Raw genomic sequence first — 14,944 nt, 5'->3', positions numbered from 1 at the left:
ATGAAGGTTGTTGTCGTCGATTACGGCTCGGGCAATCTGACCTCGGCCGCGAAAGCGGTTGAGCGGGCGGCGCTGGAGCGGGGCGTGGCTGCGGACGTGATCGTCTCCGGCGATGCCAAGATCGTAGGCTCGGCTGACCGGCTGGTGGTGCCGGGCCAGGGGGCCTTTGCCGATTGCCGCGCGGGCTTGCTGGCCGTGCCGGGGTTGTTCGATGCCGTCCAGGATGTGGCCATCACCAAGGCAAGGCCTTTCTTCGGCATCTGCGTCGGCATGCAGTTGATGTGCGAGGCGGGGCTGGAATTCGGCACCCATCCGGGCTTCGGCTGGATCCAGGGCAAATGTGAAAAGTTCGATCTGCCCCCGCAGTTCAAGATCCCGCACATGGGCTGGAACGAACTGACGGTAACCCAGGATGGACATCCGGTGATGCGGGATGTAGCCACCGGTGAGCACGTCTATTTTGTGCACTCCTATCACCTGACCGATGTGCCAGCGGCGCAGATCCTCGCGACCAGCGATTATGGGCGACCGGTGGTGGCTATCGTCGGCCGGGATAATCTGGTCGGCACGCAGTTCCATGTGGAAAAGAGCCAGGCGACCGGCCTGAAATTGCTGGGCAACTTCCTGGAATGGACGCCATGACCGCGCAAACCGCCACCGTTTCCATCGAACAGCCGACCGAACTTTCGTCCCGCGATCTGGACGAACTGTGCCAGGCGGCGGTGGCTGCCATTGCCGACGGCGGCGGTTTCGGCTGGCTGCAGCCCCCCTCGCGTGATGTGTTCGAACGGTATTGGAAGGGCGTCCTGCTGGTGCCGGAGCGCAAGCTGCTGATCGGTCGTCTGGATGGTGTGATCGCCGGCGCCGCGACTCTGGTGCGTCCCTCGAAGAACAATGAGGCGCAGGCCCATGTCGGCCAGATTGCCGGGTCCTTCGTTGCGCCCTGGGCACGTGGGCATGGTGTCGGCCGTGGCCTCACCCGCCGGTTGGAGCAGGTGGCGCGCGAAATGGGCATCCGGGTGCTGAACCTCGATGTCCGGGCAACCCAGGCCGCCGCGATCCAGATGTACGAAGGCCTCGGCTACGAAAAATGGGCGACCCATCCGCGTTACGCCCTGGTGTCCGGCACCTATGTGCCCGGTTTCTATTACACGAAGACGCTTGTGGAAGATCCCCAATGATCCTGTTTCCCGCCATCGATCTGAAAGGTGGCCAGTGCGTACGCCTCTATAAGGGCGCCATGGACCAGGCGACGGTCTTCAACGACAGCCCGGGCGATCAGGCGGCGCAGTTTGTCGCCGCCGGGACCGAATGGCTGCATGTGGTCGATCTGGACGGCGCTTTCTCCGGCAAGCCTGAGAATCGCAGCGCGGTCGAAGCGATCCTGAAGGCCTGCCCGGTGCCGGTGCAGCTGGGCGGCGGTATCCGCGATATCGCGACCATCGAAGGCTGGCTGGCGGCTGGCATCAACCGCGTGATCCTGGGTACTGTCGCCGTGAAGAACCCGGCGCTGGTGCGCGAAGCCGCCAAAAAATTCCCCGGCCGGGTCTGTGTCGGCATCGATGCCAAGGACGGCTATGTCGCTGTTGAAGGCTGGGCCGAAACCAGCAGCATGAAGGCCGAAGACCTAGGCAATGCCTTTGCCGATGCCGGGGTCGCCGCGATCATCTATACGGATATCGAGCGCGACGGCACCCTGACCGGCACCAATGTCGAGGCGACCGTGGCCCTGGCCCGTGCGGTGCCGATCCCGGTCATCGCCTCGGGCGGTGTCGGATCGCTGGACGATCTGCTGGCGATCAAGGCCGCGAACGAGCCCCGCGTGGTGGGCGCCATCTGCGGCCGTGCGCTCTATGACGGGCGGGTCGATCTGCAGGCTGCTCTCAAGGCGCTGAAGGACTAGCAAATGCTCAAAGTGCGCCTGATCCCCTGCCTTGACGTGAAAGACGGTCGCGTGGTGAAGGGCGTCAATTTCGTCGATCTGGTCGATGCGGGCGACCCGGTGGAGCAGGCGCGTTTCTATGACGCGGCAGGCGCCGACGAGCTGACCTTCCTCGATATCACTGCCTCCTCTGATAATCGCGAGACGATCTACGACGTGGTGCGCCGCACCGCGCAGCAATGCTTCATGCCGGTCACGGTCGGCGGCGGCGTGCGGGTGGTCGAAGACGTGCGCAAGCTGCTGCTGGCCGGGGCCGACAAGGTCTCGATCAACACCGCCGCCGTCAGCCGTCCGGAGTTCGTGCAGGAAGCGGCGGAAAAGTTCGGCAGCCAGTGCGTGGTCGTCGCCATCGACGCCAAGAAGACCGGCGACGAGAAGTGGGAAGTTTTTACCCACGGTGGCCGCAACAATACTGGCCTGGACGCGGTGGAATGGGCCAAGCGCCTCGCGAGCCTAGGGGCCGGTGAAGTGCTGCTGACCTCCATGGACCGCGACGGCACCAAGGCTGGTTTCGACCTCGACCTCGTGCGCCGGGTATCGGACGCAGTGCCGGTGCCGGTCATCGCGTCGGGCGGCGTTGGGACGCTGGATCACCTCGTCGATGGCATCAAGATCGGTGGCGCCTCCGCCGTGCTGGCCGCCTCGATCTTCCACTTCGGTACCTTCACGGTGCAGCAGGCCAAAGCCCATATGCTGGCGGCGGGCCTGCCGGTGCGGCCGGTTTAACTCAAAACCGCGCTTCTTAAAAATCGTCATCCCGGCCGTAGAGCCGGGATCTCTCTGTGCCATGACCGCTTGAACGAGATCCCGCATCAAGTGCGGGATGACGAGTTCCTTTAAGTCCTAAGGCGCCTCCGCGATCTCCAGTACCAGCTTTTCCAGCAGGGCCCGCGCGAAGTCGGCGCGGTCTTTGGCGGTTTTGACGAAACTGCCGCCGCCGCCGATCACGCTGCGGCGGTAGGTTTCCTCTAACCAGGGTCCGCGCCCGTCCAGAATGGCGAGCGCGTTGATGACGATGCCCTCGCCGGTCACGATATCGCGGGCGCGCGGTGCCGGGGTGGCGGAGCGGCTGTCGCCATTGTCGCCCGACAGATCAATCACCGCGCGCATTCCTTCGAAGGGCGCGGCCTTGATCTCGTCCATCGAATGCATCAGGGCATCCCCGATGGCATTGAAGCTTTGGGAGGAGCGCGGCGCTGCCCGAAGCGTGGTGCCGAACCGCTGCGCATCGCCCAGGTTTTCGATGGCCTGCCAGCCGACAACCGTGGTTGCCGTTCCAGGCCCGCCCCATTCGACATAGGCAACGGCGATCCGCTGCAAGGGGCCCGATCTGATGGCATCCAGGACTTTCTGATCCGCCAGCGCGTCGGCAATGCCGTCCTTCTGCAGATCAAATTCATCCTGATCGATGGAGCCGGAGGCATCGACCGCCAATACCAGCAGAAGGTCGACAGGCGGCCCCCCGGCACCGAAGGCGCGGGCGGCTGGGCTGGCAAGAGACAGGCTTAGGCACACCAGGCTGGAAAGGACGAGACGCGACAAGAGGGTGCTCATGGGCGAGGCCTCGCTTGCGAAGATCGGTTCCTGCCGGGTAGCGTGGGCGAGAAACAGAAGATCGACAAGAGAGGAAGTCCGCCATGTGCGCTTATGTCATCGCTGCTCCTAAGCAGGTCACGGTTCCGGTCGCGGGCGGCGGGGAGTTTCCAGTGCGTCGCATCTTCTGTATCGGCCGTAATTATGCCGAGCATGTGAAGGAGATGGGTGGCGATCCCAAGAAGGATGCGCCGATCTTCTTCACCAAGCCGGCGGATGCGATCATCCTTGATGGCACCGTGATGGCCTATCCCCAGGCGACGACCAATCTGCACCACGAGATTGAACTGGTGGTCGCCATCTCCAAGGGCGGCAAGAATATCGCGACGGACGATGCTTTGGCCCATGTCTATGGCTATGCCGTCGGGATCGATATGACTCGGCGCGATCTCCAGGAAACCGCCAAGAAGGGCGGCAAGCCCTGGGACATGGCCAAGGGCTTCGATCAGTCGGCGCCGATCAATCCGATCCGGCCGGTTGAACTCGTGGGCCATCCCAGCAAAGGTGCGATCCGCGTCGCCGTGAACGGTGTCACCAAGCAGCAGGCCGATCTGTCGGACATGATCTGGTCGGTGCCGGAGATCATCGCCGAAATCTCCGCCCTCGTCGAACTGAAGCCGGGCGACCTCATCTATACCGGCACCCCCGAGGGTGTTGGCCCGGTGAAGGCGGGCGAGCGTCTGGACGGCGAGATCGAAGGCCTTGGCACGTTGTCGGTGATTGTGGAGTAGGCGCTTCGAGCGCTTGTTGCTTCGTCATCCCGACCTTTGATCTCCCCAAACACGCGTCACCCCGGGACTTGATCCCGGGGTCTCCTCTGGGGCGTTTTAGGTAAGGCAAAGCCTGTCATCCCGGACTTGATCCGGGATCTAGCCGTTGGTTGTTGCTCTGCCCTGCCTGAGGTTGGCCACTACATATGGCCGGATCCCGGCTCGGGGGCCGGGATGACAGAGTTTTAGAGGGGACAGGCTCCCGGAGGAGATCCCGGTATCAAGTCCCGGGATGACGACGGAGTGCTGGTAGGCTCCCCGAAAATCTTGTCACCGCGACACGCTTTTGCTCGCCCGCCCGCCATTCATCGTCGAAAGCTGTAGTCCTCGATCTAAAGGAATGCCGCTATGACCCTGGCTCTTATCCTGGCGCTTGCCACCTATGCCTTCGTGACCTCCATCACGCCGGGGCCGAATAACATCATGCTGGCCGCCTCGGGTCTGCGGTTCGGGTTCTGGCCGACCTTGCCGCATATGGTGGGGATCAGCGTTGGCTTTGCCGTGCTGATGTTCGTCTCCGGCCTGGGGCTGGGCGCCCTGTTCGCTGCCGAGCCGCGTCTGCATGCGGTGTTGAAGATCGCGGGCGCTGCCTATCTGCTGTATCTGGCCTGGAAGCTGTGGCGCGCTGGGGCACCGGGCGAGGCGACGGGAGCCAAGCCGCTGGGATTCTTCGGGGCCGCAGCCTTCCAGTTCGTCAATCCGAAGGCCTGGATCATGGCGCTGACGGCGGTGGCGAGCTTCATTCCCGAAGGCGAAGGCTTCATCACCAGTCTTCTGATCGGCACGGCCGTCTTCTCGTTGGTCAATCTGCCCAGCGTCGGCGTATGGGCAGCCTTTGGTGCCGCCATCCGCCGCTGGCTCGATAATCCGACCGTGCTGACCTGGCTCAACCGATCGATGGCGATCCTGACGGCGGCCTGCGTGGTGATGATCCTAGCCTAGGGCAACTTTCGGAATGACGGGAGCGCCCGCATCGCTATAGTACGGGACCAAACCCAGAACAGCGGAGCCCCCGTCGTGACTGACTTCACCATCGCCACCTGGAACATCAATTCGGTTCGCCTGCGGATCGCGACTGTCGAGCAGTTCCTGCGCGATGCGCAGCCGGATGTCCTGTGCCTACAGGAGATCAAAGGCGAAAACGGCGTCTTCCCGACGGCAGCTTTCGAAGCGCTGGGCTATGTGCATCAGGCAGTGCGCGGCATGAAGTCCTATAACGGCGTCGCCACCCTATCCCGCCACCCAATGACGGTGCTGGACGACCGTAACTGGTGCTCCAAGGTCGATTGCCGCCATGTGGCTACCTCGGTCATGGGGATCGAGGTGCATAATTTCTATGTTCCCGCTGGCGGCGATATCCCGGATCCGGCGCTGAACGACAAATTCGCCCACAAGCTCTCGTTCCTGGATGAGACACGCGAGTGGTTCGCGACCGAACGTCCGCCCAGCGCTGCCCATCGCATGGTGCTGGTGGGCGATCTCAATATCGCGCCGCTGGAACATGACGTCTGGTCGCACAAGAAGCTGCTGGATGTGGTCAGCCACACGCCGATCGAGGTGGAGAAATACGAAGCCTGGCGGGCTGCGTCAGATTTCCGCGACGCCGTGCGTCATTTCGTGCCGGACAGCGAGAAGCTCTATACGTGGTGGTCCTACCGCGCCAAGGAATGGGAGCTGGCCGATAAGGGCCGTCGCCTGGACCATATCTGGGTGACGCCCGATCTAGTGCCGGCTCTCAAATCCTACAAGATCCACAAGGCCATGCGCGGTGTCGAAAAGGCCAGCGACCATGCGCCCGTCGTTGTGACGATGAGCGTCTAGTAAAACCCAATTTCTACCGTCATGCCCCGGTTTATCCGGGGCATCTCCTTCGGGGGATTTCCACACCATGTCAGGCCGAATCAGACAAGCTCCCGGAGGAGATCCCCCGATCAAGTCGGGGGACGACGAAAAGTAGAGCAAATGAAAACGGCCGCTCCATCCCTGGAGCGGCCGTTTCCCGTGAAACATCGGCAACGCCAATTAGGCGGTGGCGGTCTGTTCCTGCTGGTTCGCGAACTGGCGCTGGTAGAGATCGACGAAATCGATCGGCTGCAGCATCAGCGGCGGGAAGCCGCCGTCGCGGACCGTGTCCGACACGATGTTGCGGGCATAGGGGAACAGCAGGCGCGGCACTTCGATCAGCAGCACAGCCTGGATGTGTTCTTCGGGCACGCCGTTCAGCGTGACGACGGCGCCATAGCTCAGCTCGACGATGAAGGCGGTTTCTTCGCCATGCTTGGCGGTGCCGTTCACCGACAGCTGCACTTCATAGAGGGCATCGGTCAGCGCGCGGGCGCCGACATTGACACGCAGTTCGATCTGCGGGGCCGTCTGCTGAACCAGCGAACCGGGCGCGTTCGGGTTTTCGAACGACATGTCCTTGATGTACTGGGCATTGATGACGACCGGCGGGCCACCAGCAGTTGCTTCGGCGCCGTTCGGGGTAGTGGCTTCACTCATCTAACAGTTCCTTTTGGAAAGGCTTTAGTCGAAAGACCCGGTTGCAAGCCGGTTAGCACGTCTATTCGCCGTGCACAACCTCGGCCACCGGATCCGGTGTCAGGCGGTAATGGACGATGGCGCAATTGGGGACTGGCAGGCCCGTCAGGGCATTGATGAATCCCCAATGGCTGACGATGGCAAGGCGGTCGCGGCTCGGATGGCCGTCGGTCGCGCTGCGGAAGGCCACCGACCGGGCCTGGATGCCGGCCAGCGGCTCCTCGTGATCCGGCCACCATTGATCGGCAAGATGACTGAAATCCAGGTGGGGGAAATGGCCCGACAGGACGGTTGGCGCACTGCCGTAGTCGCAGAAATAGGCTGCCCGCTCGCCGACCATCGGTTCGATGCGGGAGATCGGCAGGCCCAGCACGTCGGCGATGATCGAGGCAGTTTCGATGGCGCGGCGATAGGGGCTGCACCAGAGGTGCTCGACCCCCCGCCCGATCAGGACCTCGCCCGCGATTTTCGCCTGTTCGCGCCCCAGGTCGGTCAGGGCCGGGTCGCGGATGCCGGGATCGATGCCGGTGGCGCTGAAGTGCTTGTTGAACTCGGACTGGCCGTGACGCACCAGGAACATACTAACCCTCTATTCTTCGCGACGCGGCGGCAGGATTTCTGGGGCGTCCTTCTTCTGCTCGTCCGTCACATCCTTATAGTCGCCGTCGAGGATCGTCGTCGAGCCACCCCGTCCGTCCCTGCTGTGAGATCCGCCAAAGGGACCGCGCGGCCCAGCCGATTGGCCGGGTCGGACCATCCGGCGCCAGACCATGGGGGCAAGCAAGGCGCGCGCGCTTGGCACCAGCAACAGCACCGCCAGGATATCGGAGAAGAAGCCGGGACAGATGAAGAGCAGGCCCGCCGCTAGTAGACAAATCGCCCGCAGCACCGGGCCTTCGGGCGCCTGACCCGATTTCAGGGTCCGGTCCAGATCGGCGAAAAAGGCGCGGCCCAGCCGAACCAGGATCGCACCGCCGATGATCGCACCTGCGACGACAGCCCCGAAAGTTGCCAATGGTCCGATCACTTGTCCGGCGATCAGAAGCGATGCGACTTCCAATATAACGGGAACTAGGGCGAAAAGCCGGGCCAATGCTTGCTCTTTCCTCTATCGCAGCCTATGTAACCTGGGGAAGGTTGTTCCATGCCACTTGCGTGGTTGGCAATCGCTTTTACCGTAATGCCCGGGGAGGCCTGTCGGCTCCATGAGCCTGTTCGTTGAAATTCTGTTGTTCGCCGTCATCGCCGCTTTTCTTCTGATCCGCTTGCTGGGTGTTTTCGGCAAGCGCACGGGTCTTGAGAAGCAGCGCCCGAACCCGTTCGAGCGGCCAGAGGCCGATCAACAGACCGATCAGGGGAACGTTACGCCGTTCCCGTCGCGCACATGGCAGAAGGACAAGGAAACCACGGTCGTGGTCGAGGAGGGTCCGCTGTCGCTGGCAGAATCCGTTCAGCGGCTGCAGCGCGTCGATCCGTCCTTCAACGAGATGCAGTTCCTAGGTGGCGCCCGTGCCGCTTTTCAGATGATCGTCGATGCCTATGCGGCTGGCGATAAAGACGCCTTGCGTCCCCTGCTGTCGCCGTCGGTCTTCAACAGCTTTGCCCGTGGCATCGATGAGCGCGGCGAGCCGACCCCGAGCCCCCTGCTGAAGGTGCTGGCCGCCGATCTGGCCGAGGTTACGCTGGAAGGTAGTCAAGCCGTGGTGACCGTCCGCTTTGCTTCTGAACAGGCTGGCGAGGACGATAAACCCACCGAAGTCACCGAACTTTGGACCTTCCGCCGTGATACAAAGTCGGCCGATCCAAACTGGCATTTGAGCGCGACCAAAACCCAGGCGTCTTAGGGTACTTCCCATATGGCATTGTTTTCTGCGACGGCTCGCCTTCTGGCGGCAGCTTCACTGACGATTCTGGCTGCCTGCGGCACGCCGGGCGAAAAGTCCGGCCCGTCGGTAGCCACCGATACGCCCGAAAAGCTCAGCCTGTCGGCTGTCGGATTCAATGCGCTCCCCGACTGGTCGCAGGACGACCCAGCCGCCGCCCTGCCTGCCTTGAAGTTGTCCTGCGGGCAGCTGTTGCGGCAGGCTGACGATCGCGCGGTTGGCCCCGATGGCATGGCTGGCAAGGTTGCCGACTGGCGCCCGGCCTGCACAGCCGTTCAAGCGGCGACACCGGCCACGGTGCGCGCTGTCGTGGAAAAGGAATTCCAGCCTTACGAAGTTCGCGGCAAGGACGGCACGGCTGGCCTCTATACCGGCTATTACGAGCCGGAACTGCGCGGCTCACGCCGTCGCGAAGGCGCTTATCAGACTCCGCTCTATCGCCGCCCGGACGATCTGGTCACGGTCGAGCTGGTGGATTTCCGCGCCGACTGGAAGGGCGAGCGGATCGGCGGTCGTGTCGTCGATGGCCGTCTGCGTCCCTATCCCGACCGGGCTGCCATCGAAGGCGGCGCGATTGCGGGCCGGGGGCTGGAGCTGGTGTGGGTCGATGACGCCATCGAAGCCTTCTTCCTCCAGATCCAGGGCTCGGGCCGGGTCAAGCTGCCCGACGGCAAGATTATGCGCGTCGGCTATGCTGCGCAGAACGGCCGTCCTTATAACGCCATCGGTCGCGATCTCATCCGGCGCGGCGCGCTGACGGCTGAAACCGTCTCGATGCAATCGATTCAGGCATGGCTGGAAAAGAACCCCGGCGAAGCCAAGTCGGTGATGAACCTTAATCCGTCGTTCGTGTTTTTCCGCGAACTGCAGGGTGACGGGCCGCTGGGCGCGCAGAATCTGCCGCTGACGCCGGGACGCAGCATCGCCGTGGATCCGAAGTTCATGCCGTTGGGTGCGCCTGTCTTCCTGGACCTGACCTTGCCCGACGGCAAGCCGCTGCGCCGCCTGACGGTGGCACAGGACACTGGCGGTGCCATTCGCGGCGCGGTGCGGGCGGATGTTTTCTGGGGCGCTGGCGCCGATGCCGCAGAGCTGGCGGGCAAGATGAAGCAGCCGGGGCGCTATTTCCTGCTGCTGCCCAAGGCGTTGAAGCCGCCGGTCGGTTAAGGGCTTTTTGTTTGGTCGTCGTCCCGGGATCAAGTCCCGGGCGCATTTCCCACTAAAACACGGTCATCCCGAACTTGATCCGGGATCTCGTGTGGCAAACCTCCACCCCGCTTTTCGACTCGGGCCGTCTACACGAGATCCCGGCTCGTGGGCCGGGATGACGACTCCTATTTGAGGCGTCGCAAGAGATTTTCGATCTCCAATCCAAGCCTGCAACCCAGCCATTCCGGGGGCCGGGCGCGATGTCATCATCCTGTAACATGAGCGTCATAAGAATAGCGCCGTCGGTAGGTAGTTTCCGGTCGCCGCGCACCTGATCTGAAGGCGAGTTGCCGAGGTCAGGCGCCGACCCCTTTTAAACCGAAAGGACGCGACATGAATTACAAGTCCCTCGCGCTGGCCGCCCTGGCTTGCTCTGCCCTCGCCCTCCCGGCTGCTGCCCGCGATCAGATCCGCATCGTCGGTTCGTCGACCGTGTTCCCCTTCTCGTCGGTTGTCGCCGAGCAGTTCGGCCGTCAGGGCCAGTTCAAGACCCCGGTTGTCGAATCGACCGGTACCGGCGGCGGCATGAAGCTGTTCTGCACCGGTGTCGGTACCCAGCACCCGGACATCACCAACGCCTCGCGCCCGATCACCAAGTCCGAGATCGAGAGCTGCGCCAAGGCCGGTGTCACTGACATCACCGAAGTTAAGATCGGCTTCGACGGCATCGTCATCGCCGACAAGATCGGTTCGGGCAAGCTGAACCTGACCCGTAAGCAGCTGTGGCTGGCCCTGGCCAAGGAAGTTGATGTCGGCGGCCAGATCATCGCCAACCCGTACAAGACCTGGAGCCAGCTGGATCCGTCGCTGCCCGCGACCAAGATCGAAGTCTACGGTCCGCCCCCCACCTCCGGCACCCGCGATGCGTTCGTCGAGCTGGTGATGGCCGAAGGCTGCAAGGAATTCGCTGGCGTGAAGGCCCTGACCGATGCCAAGCAGAAGTCGGCTGTCTGCCACACCGTCCGTGAAGACGGCGCCTACATCGAAGCAGGCGAAAACGACAACCTGATCGTCCAGAAGCTGAACAGCTCGCCGGACGCCCTGGGCATCTTCGGCTACAGCTTCCTCGACCAGAACCGCGACAAGGTCCAGGCGAACATGATCGAAGGCGTCGATCCGACCTTCGAAAACATCGCTGCCTCGAAGTATCCGGTTGCCCGCTCGATCTTCTTCTACGTGAAGAACGCCCATGCTGGCGTCATTCCGGGCATCAAGGAATTCGTTGCCGAATTCGTGTCTGAAAAGGCCATCGGTACCGAAGGTTACGCCGTCGACAAGGGTCTGATCCCCCTGCCGAAGGAAGAGCTGGCCAAGGTTCGCGCCGCTGCGACCTCGGGTTCCAAGCTCGCAATGTAGTGAAGACCGGAAGCCGCTTCCCGCCCCCGGGGAGCGGCTCCACCCTTTTTGTTTCAGGTCCTCTTGAGGTTGGTCCATGTCACCTAGTGTCGTCTTTCTGACTTTGGCGATTTTGGCGACCGTCGGCTTCTGGATGGGCCGTCGCCGGGCCGTCGGCCTTGCGCCCGAACGCGGCGCGCTGCACTCCCTGCCCGGCTACTATGGCTATTACGTCGCTGTCTGGTGCGGCGTCCCGGCCCTGCTGCTCGCCTGCCTATGGCTGATTGCCCAGGGTCCGATCGTCCGACTGCTGGTCGAAGGCGGTCATCCCGCTCTCTTCGCCGGCTCACCGTCCGAACTGTCACTGGTCTGGAGCGATCTTTTCAATCTCGTCTCCGGCATCAAGGCGCAGGCCACGGCCTCGCCCGATCTGATCGCCGCAGCGGCCCATTACTCCAGCCTCAACAGCCTCAGCCATGCCGCCCTTGCCGTCGTAGCGCTGGCGCTGGCCGTCGCCGGTCTTGCCTACGCCCGCAGCCGGATCTCTCCGAAGATGCGAGCGCGCAACGCGGTCGAACGCTTCCTGATGGTGGCCCTGCTGGCCTGCTCCATCGTCGCGGTTCTGACGACGCTCGGTATCGTGCTGTCGCTGCTGTTTGAAGCCCTGCGCTTCTTTGGCAAGTACCCGGTCCTCGCTTTCCTGTTTGGCACCGAATGGTCGCCGCAGACTGCGATCCGTGCCGATCAGGTTGGCTCGTCGGGTGCCTTCGGCTTCCTGCCGCTGCTCTATGGCACCATGATGATCACCGTGATCGCGATGATCATTGCGGTGCCGGTCGGACTGATGAGCGCGATCTATATGGCCGACTATGCGACGCCCCGGATTCGTGCCGTTGCCAAGCCCGCCCTTGAAGTGCTGGCCGGTATTCCGTCAGTCGTCTATGGCTTCTTCGCGGCCCTGACCGTGGCTCCGGCGATCCGGAACGTGGGTGTGTTCTTCAAGGACCCCGTCGTCAGTATCGATTGGACCCAGACCCTGTTCGGGATCTTCAGTGCCTTCGGCACCCTGACCTTCCGGCTGCCCTTCAGCTTTGATCTCGATATCGCGGGTGAAAGCGCGCTTGCCGCTGGCCTGGTCATGGGGATCATGATCGTTCCCTATATCTCCTCGCTGGCCGACGACGTCATTCATGCGGTGCCGCAGAGCCTGCGCCACGGTGCCTATGGCCTGGGGTCGACCAAGTCGGAGACCATCCGTCAGGTGGTGCTGCCCGCAGCGCTGCCGGGTATAGTCGCCGCCGTCATGCTGGCCGTGAGCCGCGCGATTGGCGAGACGATGATCGTGGCGATGGCGGCCGGTCTTGCCGCAGGCGACTTCGACTTCAATCCGCTGAAAGCCGTCACCACCATCACCGTCCAGATTGCGACGCTGCTGGTCGGTGACCAGGAATTCGACAGCCCTAAGACGCTGTCGGTCTTTGCCCTGGGTCTGGTGCTCTTCTGCGTGACCCTGACCCTCAACTTCATCGCCCTTCGGGTGGTGCGCAAGTATCGAGAGAAATATGACTGATCTCGTCGATCGCCGGACCGGGGCCCATACCTCGGACGATGCCGCCAAGCGCCTGGCGAAGCGCTATGCCTCCGAGCGGAACTTCCGTGCCCTCGGTCTTGGGGCGGTTATGTTCGCCATCGCCGCCCTGGCTATGCTGCTCTACACCATCATCTCGGACGGCTATTCGGCCTTCGTGACGACGAATGTCACTGTCACCGCCCAGATCGACGCCGAACTCGTCGATCCGAACGGCAAGCGTGAGCTGAATGATCTGCGTCGCGGCGACTATATCAATGTCGCCCGCCGCGCGATCCGCGCCGATCTGCCCGAGGTGACCGCCCGCCAGGATCTGCGCGAGCTGTATGCCCTGCTGTCCGATGGTGCCTCGGTCATGATCCGCGACAGGGTTCTGAAGGACCCGTCGCTGATCGGTCAAAGCATCACGCTGAAGGTGCCGGTGTCCTCCGATATCGACATGTTCAACAAGGGACGTATCGAGGAAAGCGATATCGCCAGCGGTAACGCCCGCATCACGCCCAAGCAGCTGGGTTACTACAAGCAGCTCGACGCCAGGGGCCTGATCTCCACCGATTTCAACGGCTGGTTCCTCTCCAGCGGCGATAGCCGTCAGCCTGAGCTGGCCGGTGTCTGGGGCTCGGTTATCGGCTCTATCCTGACCCTGGCGATCACCCTGGCCCTGGCTTTCCCGCTGGGTGTCGCGGCGGCGGTATACCTCGAAGAATTCGCCCCGAAGAACAAATGGACGGATCTGATCGAGGTCAATATCAACAACCTCGCCGCTGTCCCCTCCATCGTCTTCGGCTTGCTAGGTCTTGCGGTTTTCCTGCAGTTCTTCGGTCTGCCGCGCTCGGCCCCGCTGGCCGGTGGTGTGGTGCTGGCGCTGATGAGCCTGCCCATCATCATCATCGCGTCCCGCGCCGCCCTGCGCGCCGTTCCCCCGTCGATCCGTCAGGCCGCGATGGGCCTGGGCGCCAGCCGACTGCAGGTGGTGACGCACCATGTGCTGCCGCTGGCGATGCCCGGCATCCTGACCGGCACGATCCTGGCGCTGGCCCATGCCTTGGGTGAAACCGCCCCGCTGCTGATGATCGGCATGGTCGCCTTCATCGTCGATACGCCCCATAGCGTGACGGATGCGGCAACTGTCCTGCCGGTGCAGATCTACCTCTGGGCAGACAGTCCGGAGCGCGGATTTGTCGAAAAAACTTCGGCAGCCATCATGGTGCTGCTGGCCTTCCTGCTGGCGATGAATGCCATCGCTATCTTCCTGCGCAAAAAATTCGAACGTAAGTGGTGATCCGATGACGCTCCACGCCGCCAAATCGACCGGCAAGCCGACCAAGATGAAGGCTGTCGATGTCGAGGTCTTCTACGGCGAAAAGCCAGCCTTGAAGAAGGTTGCGCTCGATGTGCACGAGAATGAAGTTACGGCTCTGATCGGCCCCTCGGGTTGCGGCAAGTCGACCTTCCTGCGCACGTTGAACCGCATGAACGACGTGATCGAAGGATGTCGGGTCAAGGGTCAGATCACCCTCGACAACCAGGATATCTATGATCCTTCGATCGACGTGGTGCAGCTACGCGCCCGGGTCGGGATGGTCTTCCAGAAGCCCAACCCCTTCCCCAAGTCGATCTACGACAATGTCGCCTATGGCCCGCGCATCCATGGTCTGGTGCGCACCAAGGAAGAGACGGACGAGGTTGTGCAGCGTTCGCTGGAGCGCGCTGGCCTGCACAAGGAAGTGAAGGATCGCCTGCATGAAAGCGGTACCTCGCTTTCCGGCGGTCAGCAACAGCGTCTGTGTATCGCCCGCGCCATCGCGGTCGATCCGGAAGTCATTCTGATGGATGAGCCGTGCTCGGCCCTCGATCCGATTGCCACGGCCCGTATCGAAGAACTGATCGACGAGCTGCGCACCAACTACACCATCGTGATCGTCACCCATTCGATGCAGCAGGCCGCGCGCGTCTCCCAGCGCACTGCCTTCTTCCATCTGGGCGATCTGGTGGAAGTGGGCGATACCGCGCAGATCTTCACCAACCCCTCGGACGAGCGCACCCAGGGTTATATTACCGGCCGCTTCGGCTGATCCCGAAA

At 62.8% G+C, this 14,944-nt stretch carries 17 protein-coding genes; 13 read left to right on the top strand and 4 right to left on the bottom strand.

Features of this window, described 5'->3' with window-relative positions; translation table 11 throughout:
• From hisH to hisF, 4 genes are read left to right on the top strand one after another with little or no spacing between them, the layout of a single operon-like run.
• A complete protein-coding gene (gene hisH / locus ACFSM5_RS20555) occupies nt 1-642 on the top strand; it encodes an imidazole glycerol phosphate synthase subunit HisH (protein ID WP_379878515.1) in 642 nt (213 codons plus the stop codon).
• The gene (locus tag ACFSM5_RS20550) at nt 639-1,181 is read left to right on the top strand and encodes a GNAT family N-acetyltransferase (protein WP_379878513.1); all 543 of its coding nucleotides are present in this window, start codon (nt 639-641) and stop codon (nt 1,179-1,181) included. Before hisH ends, ACFSM5_RS20550 begins: the two co-directional genes overlap by 4 nt.
• The gene (gene hisA, locus ACFSM5_RS20545; protein WP_379878511.1) at nt 1,178-1,903 is read left to right on the top strand and encodes a 1-(5-phosphoribosyl)-5-[(5-phosphoribosylamino)methylideneamino]imidazole-4-carboxamide isomerase; all 726 of its coding nucleotides are present in this window, start codon (nt 1,178-1,180) and stop codon (nt 1,901-1,903) included. The genes ACFSM5_RS20550 and hisA overlap by 4 nt, the downstream gene beginning before the upstream one ends.
• Nucleotides 1,904-1,906: 3 nt before the next feature.
• Nucleotides 1,907-2,668, top strand: coding sequence for an imidazole glycerol phosphate synthase subunit HisF (hisF, locus tag ACFSM5_RS20540; protein ID WP_379878509.1), 762 nt, complete (start codon nt 1,907-1,909; stop codon nt 2,666-2,668).
• Nucleotides 2,669-2,785: 117 nt separating this feature from the next.
• Here the strand turns inward: hisF and ACFSM5_RS20535 are convergent, their stop codons facing one another.
• Nucleotides 2,786-3,496, bottom strand: a complete 711-nt coding sequence (locus ACFSM5_RS20535; RefSeq protein ID WP_379878507.1) for a DUF1194 domain-containing protein — start codon at nt 3,494-3,496, stop codon at nt 2,786-2,788.
• 83 nt (nt 3,497-3,579) lie between these two features.
• Between ACFSM5_RS20535 and ACFSM5_RS20530 the strand changes: the two genes are divergently transcribed.
• The 3 genes from ACFSM5_RS20530 (at nt 3,580) to ACFSM5_RS20520 (ending at nt 6,126) form a co-directional block, all read left to right on the top strand.
• Nucleotides 3,580-4,266: a fumarylacetoacetate hydrolase family protein gene (locus ACFSM5_RS20530; protein ID WP_379878505.1), complete on the top strand. Its 687-nt coding sequence runs from the start codon at nt 3,580-3,582 to the stop codon at nt 4,264-4,266.
• 387 nt (nt 4,267-4,653) lie between these two features.
• The gene (locus tag ACFSM5_RS20525) at nt 4,654-5,247 is read left to right on the top strand and encodes a LysE family translocator (protein WP_379878503.1); all 594 of its coding nucleotides are present in this window, start codon (nt 4,654-4,656) and stop codon (nt 5,245-5,247) included.
• A 75-nt stretch (nt 5,248-5,322) separates the two neighbouring features.
• A complete protein-coding gene (locus ACFSM5_RS20520) occupies nt 5,323-6,126 on the top strand; it encodes an exodeoxyribonuclease III (protein WP_379878500.1) in 804 nt (267 codons plus the stop codon).
• 201 nt (nt 6,127-6,327) lie between these two features.
• Here the strand turns inward: ACFSM5_RS20520 and secB are convergent, their stop codons facing one another.
• The 3 genes from secB to ACFSM5_RS20505 all read right to left on the bottom strand — a co-directional run bounded on the left by secB (nt 6,328) and on the right by ACFSM5_RS20505 (nt 7,939).
• The gene (gene secB / locus ACFSM5_RS20515; RefSeq protein ID WP_379878498.1) at nt 6,328-6,807 is read right to left on the bottom strand and encodes a protein-export chaperone SecB; all 480 of its coding nucleotides are present in this window, start codon (nt 6,805-6,807) and stop codon (nt 6,328-6,330) included.
• A gap of 61 nt (nt 6,808-6,868) precedes the next feature.
• Nucleotides 6,869-7,426 carry a histidine phosphatase family protein gene (locus ACFSM5_RS20510; protein WP_379878496.1) on the bottom strand — a complete coding sequence of 186 codons (558 nt, stop codon included), beginning with the start codon at nt 7,424-7,426 and terminating at the stop codon, nt 6,869-6,871.
• A gap of 9 nt (nt 7,427-7,435) precedes the next feature.
• On the bottom strand, nt 7,436-7,939 hold the full coding sequence (locus tag ACFSM5_RS20505; protein ID WP_379878494.1) for an FxsA family protein: 504 nt from the start codon (nt 7,937-7,939) through the stop codon (nt 7,436-7,438).
• Between the two features lie 112 nt (nt 7,940-8,051).
• Here ACFSM5_RS20505 and ACFSM5_RS20500 point away from each other — a divergent pair, with 112 nt between their 5' ends.
• The 6 genes from ACFSM5_RS20500 (at nt 8,052) to pstB (ending at nt 14,936) form a co-directional block, all read left to right on the top strand.
• Complete coding sequence (locus ACFSM5_RS20500; RefSeq protein ID WP_379878492.1) at nt 8,052-8,690, top strand: Tim44/TimA family putative adaptor protein; 639 nt, start codon at nt 8,052-8,054, stop codon at nt 8,688-8,690.
• 12 nt (nt 8,691-8,702) lie between these two features.
• The gene (gene mltA, locus ACFSM5_RS20495; RefSeq protein WP_379878490.1) at nt 8,703-9,896 is read left to right on the top strand and encodes a murein transglycosylase A; all 1,194 of its coding nucleotides are present in this window, start codon (nt 8,703-8,705) and stop codon (nt 9,894-9,896) included.
• A 375-nt stretch (nt 9,897-10,271) separates the two neighbouring features.
• Nucleotides 10,272-11,294: a PstS family phosphate ABC transporter substrate-binding protein gene (locus ACFSM5_RS20490; protein ID WP_379878488.1), complete on the top strand. Its 1,023-nt coding sequence runs from the start codon at nt 10,272-10,274 to the stop codon at nt 11,292-11,294.
• 76 nt (nt 11,295-11,370) lie between these two features.
• Nucleotides 11,371-12,843, top strand: a complete 1,473-nt coding sequence (pstC, locus tag ACFSM5_RS20485) for a phosphate ABC transporter permease subunit PstC (RefSeq protein ID WP_379878486.1) — start codon at nt 11,371-11,373, stop codon at nt 12,841-12,843.
• Nucleotides 12,836-14,143, top strand: coding sequence for a phosphate ABC transporter permease PstA (pstA, locus tag ACFSM5_RS20480; protein WP_379878484.1), 1,308 nt, complete (start codon nt 12,836-12,838; stop codon nt 14,141-14,143). The genes pstC and pstA overlap by 8 nt, the downstream gene beginning before the upstream one ends.
• 4 nt (nt 14,144-14,147) lie before the next feature.
• Entirely contained in the window at nt 14,148-14,936 is a 789-nt protein-coding gene (pstB, locus tag ACFSM5_RS20475; RefSeq protein ID WP_379878481.1) for a phosphate ABC transporter ATP-binding protein PstB, read from the top strand.
• Nucleotides 14,937-14,944: the final 8 nt, after the last annotated feature.

This window comes from Lacibacterium aquatile (assembly GCF_042683105.1).
In the GTDB taxonomy this organism is placed as follows: domain Bacteria; phylum Pseudomonadota; class Alphaproteobacteria; order Elsterales; family Elsteraceae; genus Lacibacterium; species Lacibacterium aquatile.
The sequence above is the reverse complement of the archived record's forward strand: the minus strand, read 5'-3'. Positions and strand labels throughout refer to the sequence as shown.

What these genes read in the sequence shown, in the direction of transcription:
- hisH (WP_379878515.1), top strand. Translation starts at nt 1, where the DNA reads ATGAAGGTTGTTGTCGTCGATTACGGCTCGGGCAATCTGACCTCGGCC.
- ACFSM5_RS20550 (WP_379878513.1), top strand. Translation starts at nt 639, where the DNA reads ATGACCGCGCAAACCGCCACCGTTTCCATCGAACAGCCGACCGAACTT.
- hisA (WP_379878511.1), top strand. Translation starts at nt 1,178, where the DNA reads ATGATCCTGTTTCCCGCCATCGATCTGAAAGGTGGCCAGTGCGTACGC.
- hisF (WP_379878509.1), top strand. Translation starts at nt 1,907, where the DNA reads ATGCTCAAAGTGCGCCTGATCCCCTGCCTTGACGTGAAAGACGGTCGC.
- ACFSM5_RS20535 (WP_379878507.1), bottom strand. Translation starts at nt 3,496, where the DNA reads ATGAGCACCCTCTTGTCGCGTCTCGTCCTTTCCAGCCTGGTGTGCCTA.
- ACFSM5_RS20530 (WP_379878505.1), top strand. Translation starts at nt 3,580, where the DNA reads ATGTGCGCTTATGTCATCGCTGCTCCTAAGCAGGTCACGGTTCCGGTC.
- ACFSM5_RS20525 (WP_379878503.1), top strand. Translation starts at nt 4,654, where the DNA reads ATGACCCTGGCTCTTATCCTGGCGCTTGCCACCTATGCCTTCGTGACC.
- secB (WP_379878498.1), bottom strand. Translation starts at nt 6,807, where the DNA reads ATGAGTGAAGCCACTACCCCGAACGGCGCCGAAGCAACTGCTGGTGGC.
- ACFSM5_RS20510 (WP_379878496.1), bottom strand. Translation starts at nt 7,426, where the DNA reads ATGTTCCTGGTGCGTCACGGCCAGTCCGAGTTCAACAAGCACTTCAGC.
- ACFSM5_RS20500 (WP_379878492.1), top strand. Translation starts at nt 8,052, where the DNA reads ATGAGCCTGTTCGTTGAAATTCTGTTGTTCGCCGTCATCGCCGCTTTT.
- mltA (WP_379878490.1), top strand. Translation starts at nt 8,703, where the DNA reads ATGGCATTGTTTTCTGCGACGGCTCGCCTTCTGGCGGCAGCTTCACTG.
- ACFSM5_RS20490 (WP_379878488.1), top strand. Translation starts at nt 10,272, where the DNA reads ATGAATTACAAGTCCCTCGCGCTGGCCGCCCTGGCTTGCTCTGCCCTC.
- pstC (WP_379878486.1), top strand. Translation starts at nt 11,371, where the DNA reads ATGTCACCTAGTGTCGTCTTTCTGACTTTGGCGATTTTGGCGACCGTC.
- pstA (WP_379878484.1), top strand. Translation starts at nt 12,836, where the DNA reads ATGACTGATCTCGTCGATCGCCGGACCGGGGCCCATACCTCGGACGAT.
- pstB (WP_379878481.1), top strand. Translation starts at nt 14,148, where the DNA reads ATGACGCTCCACGCCGCCAAATCGACCGGCAAGCCGACCAAGATGAAG.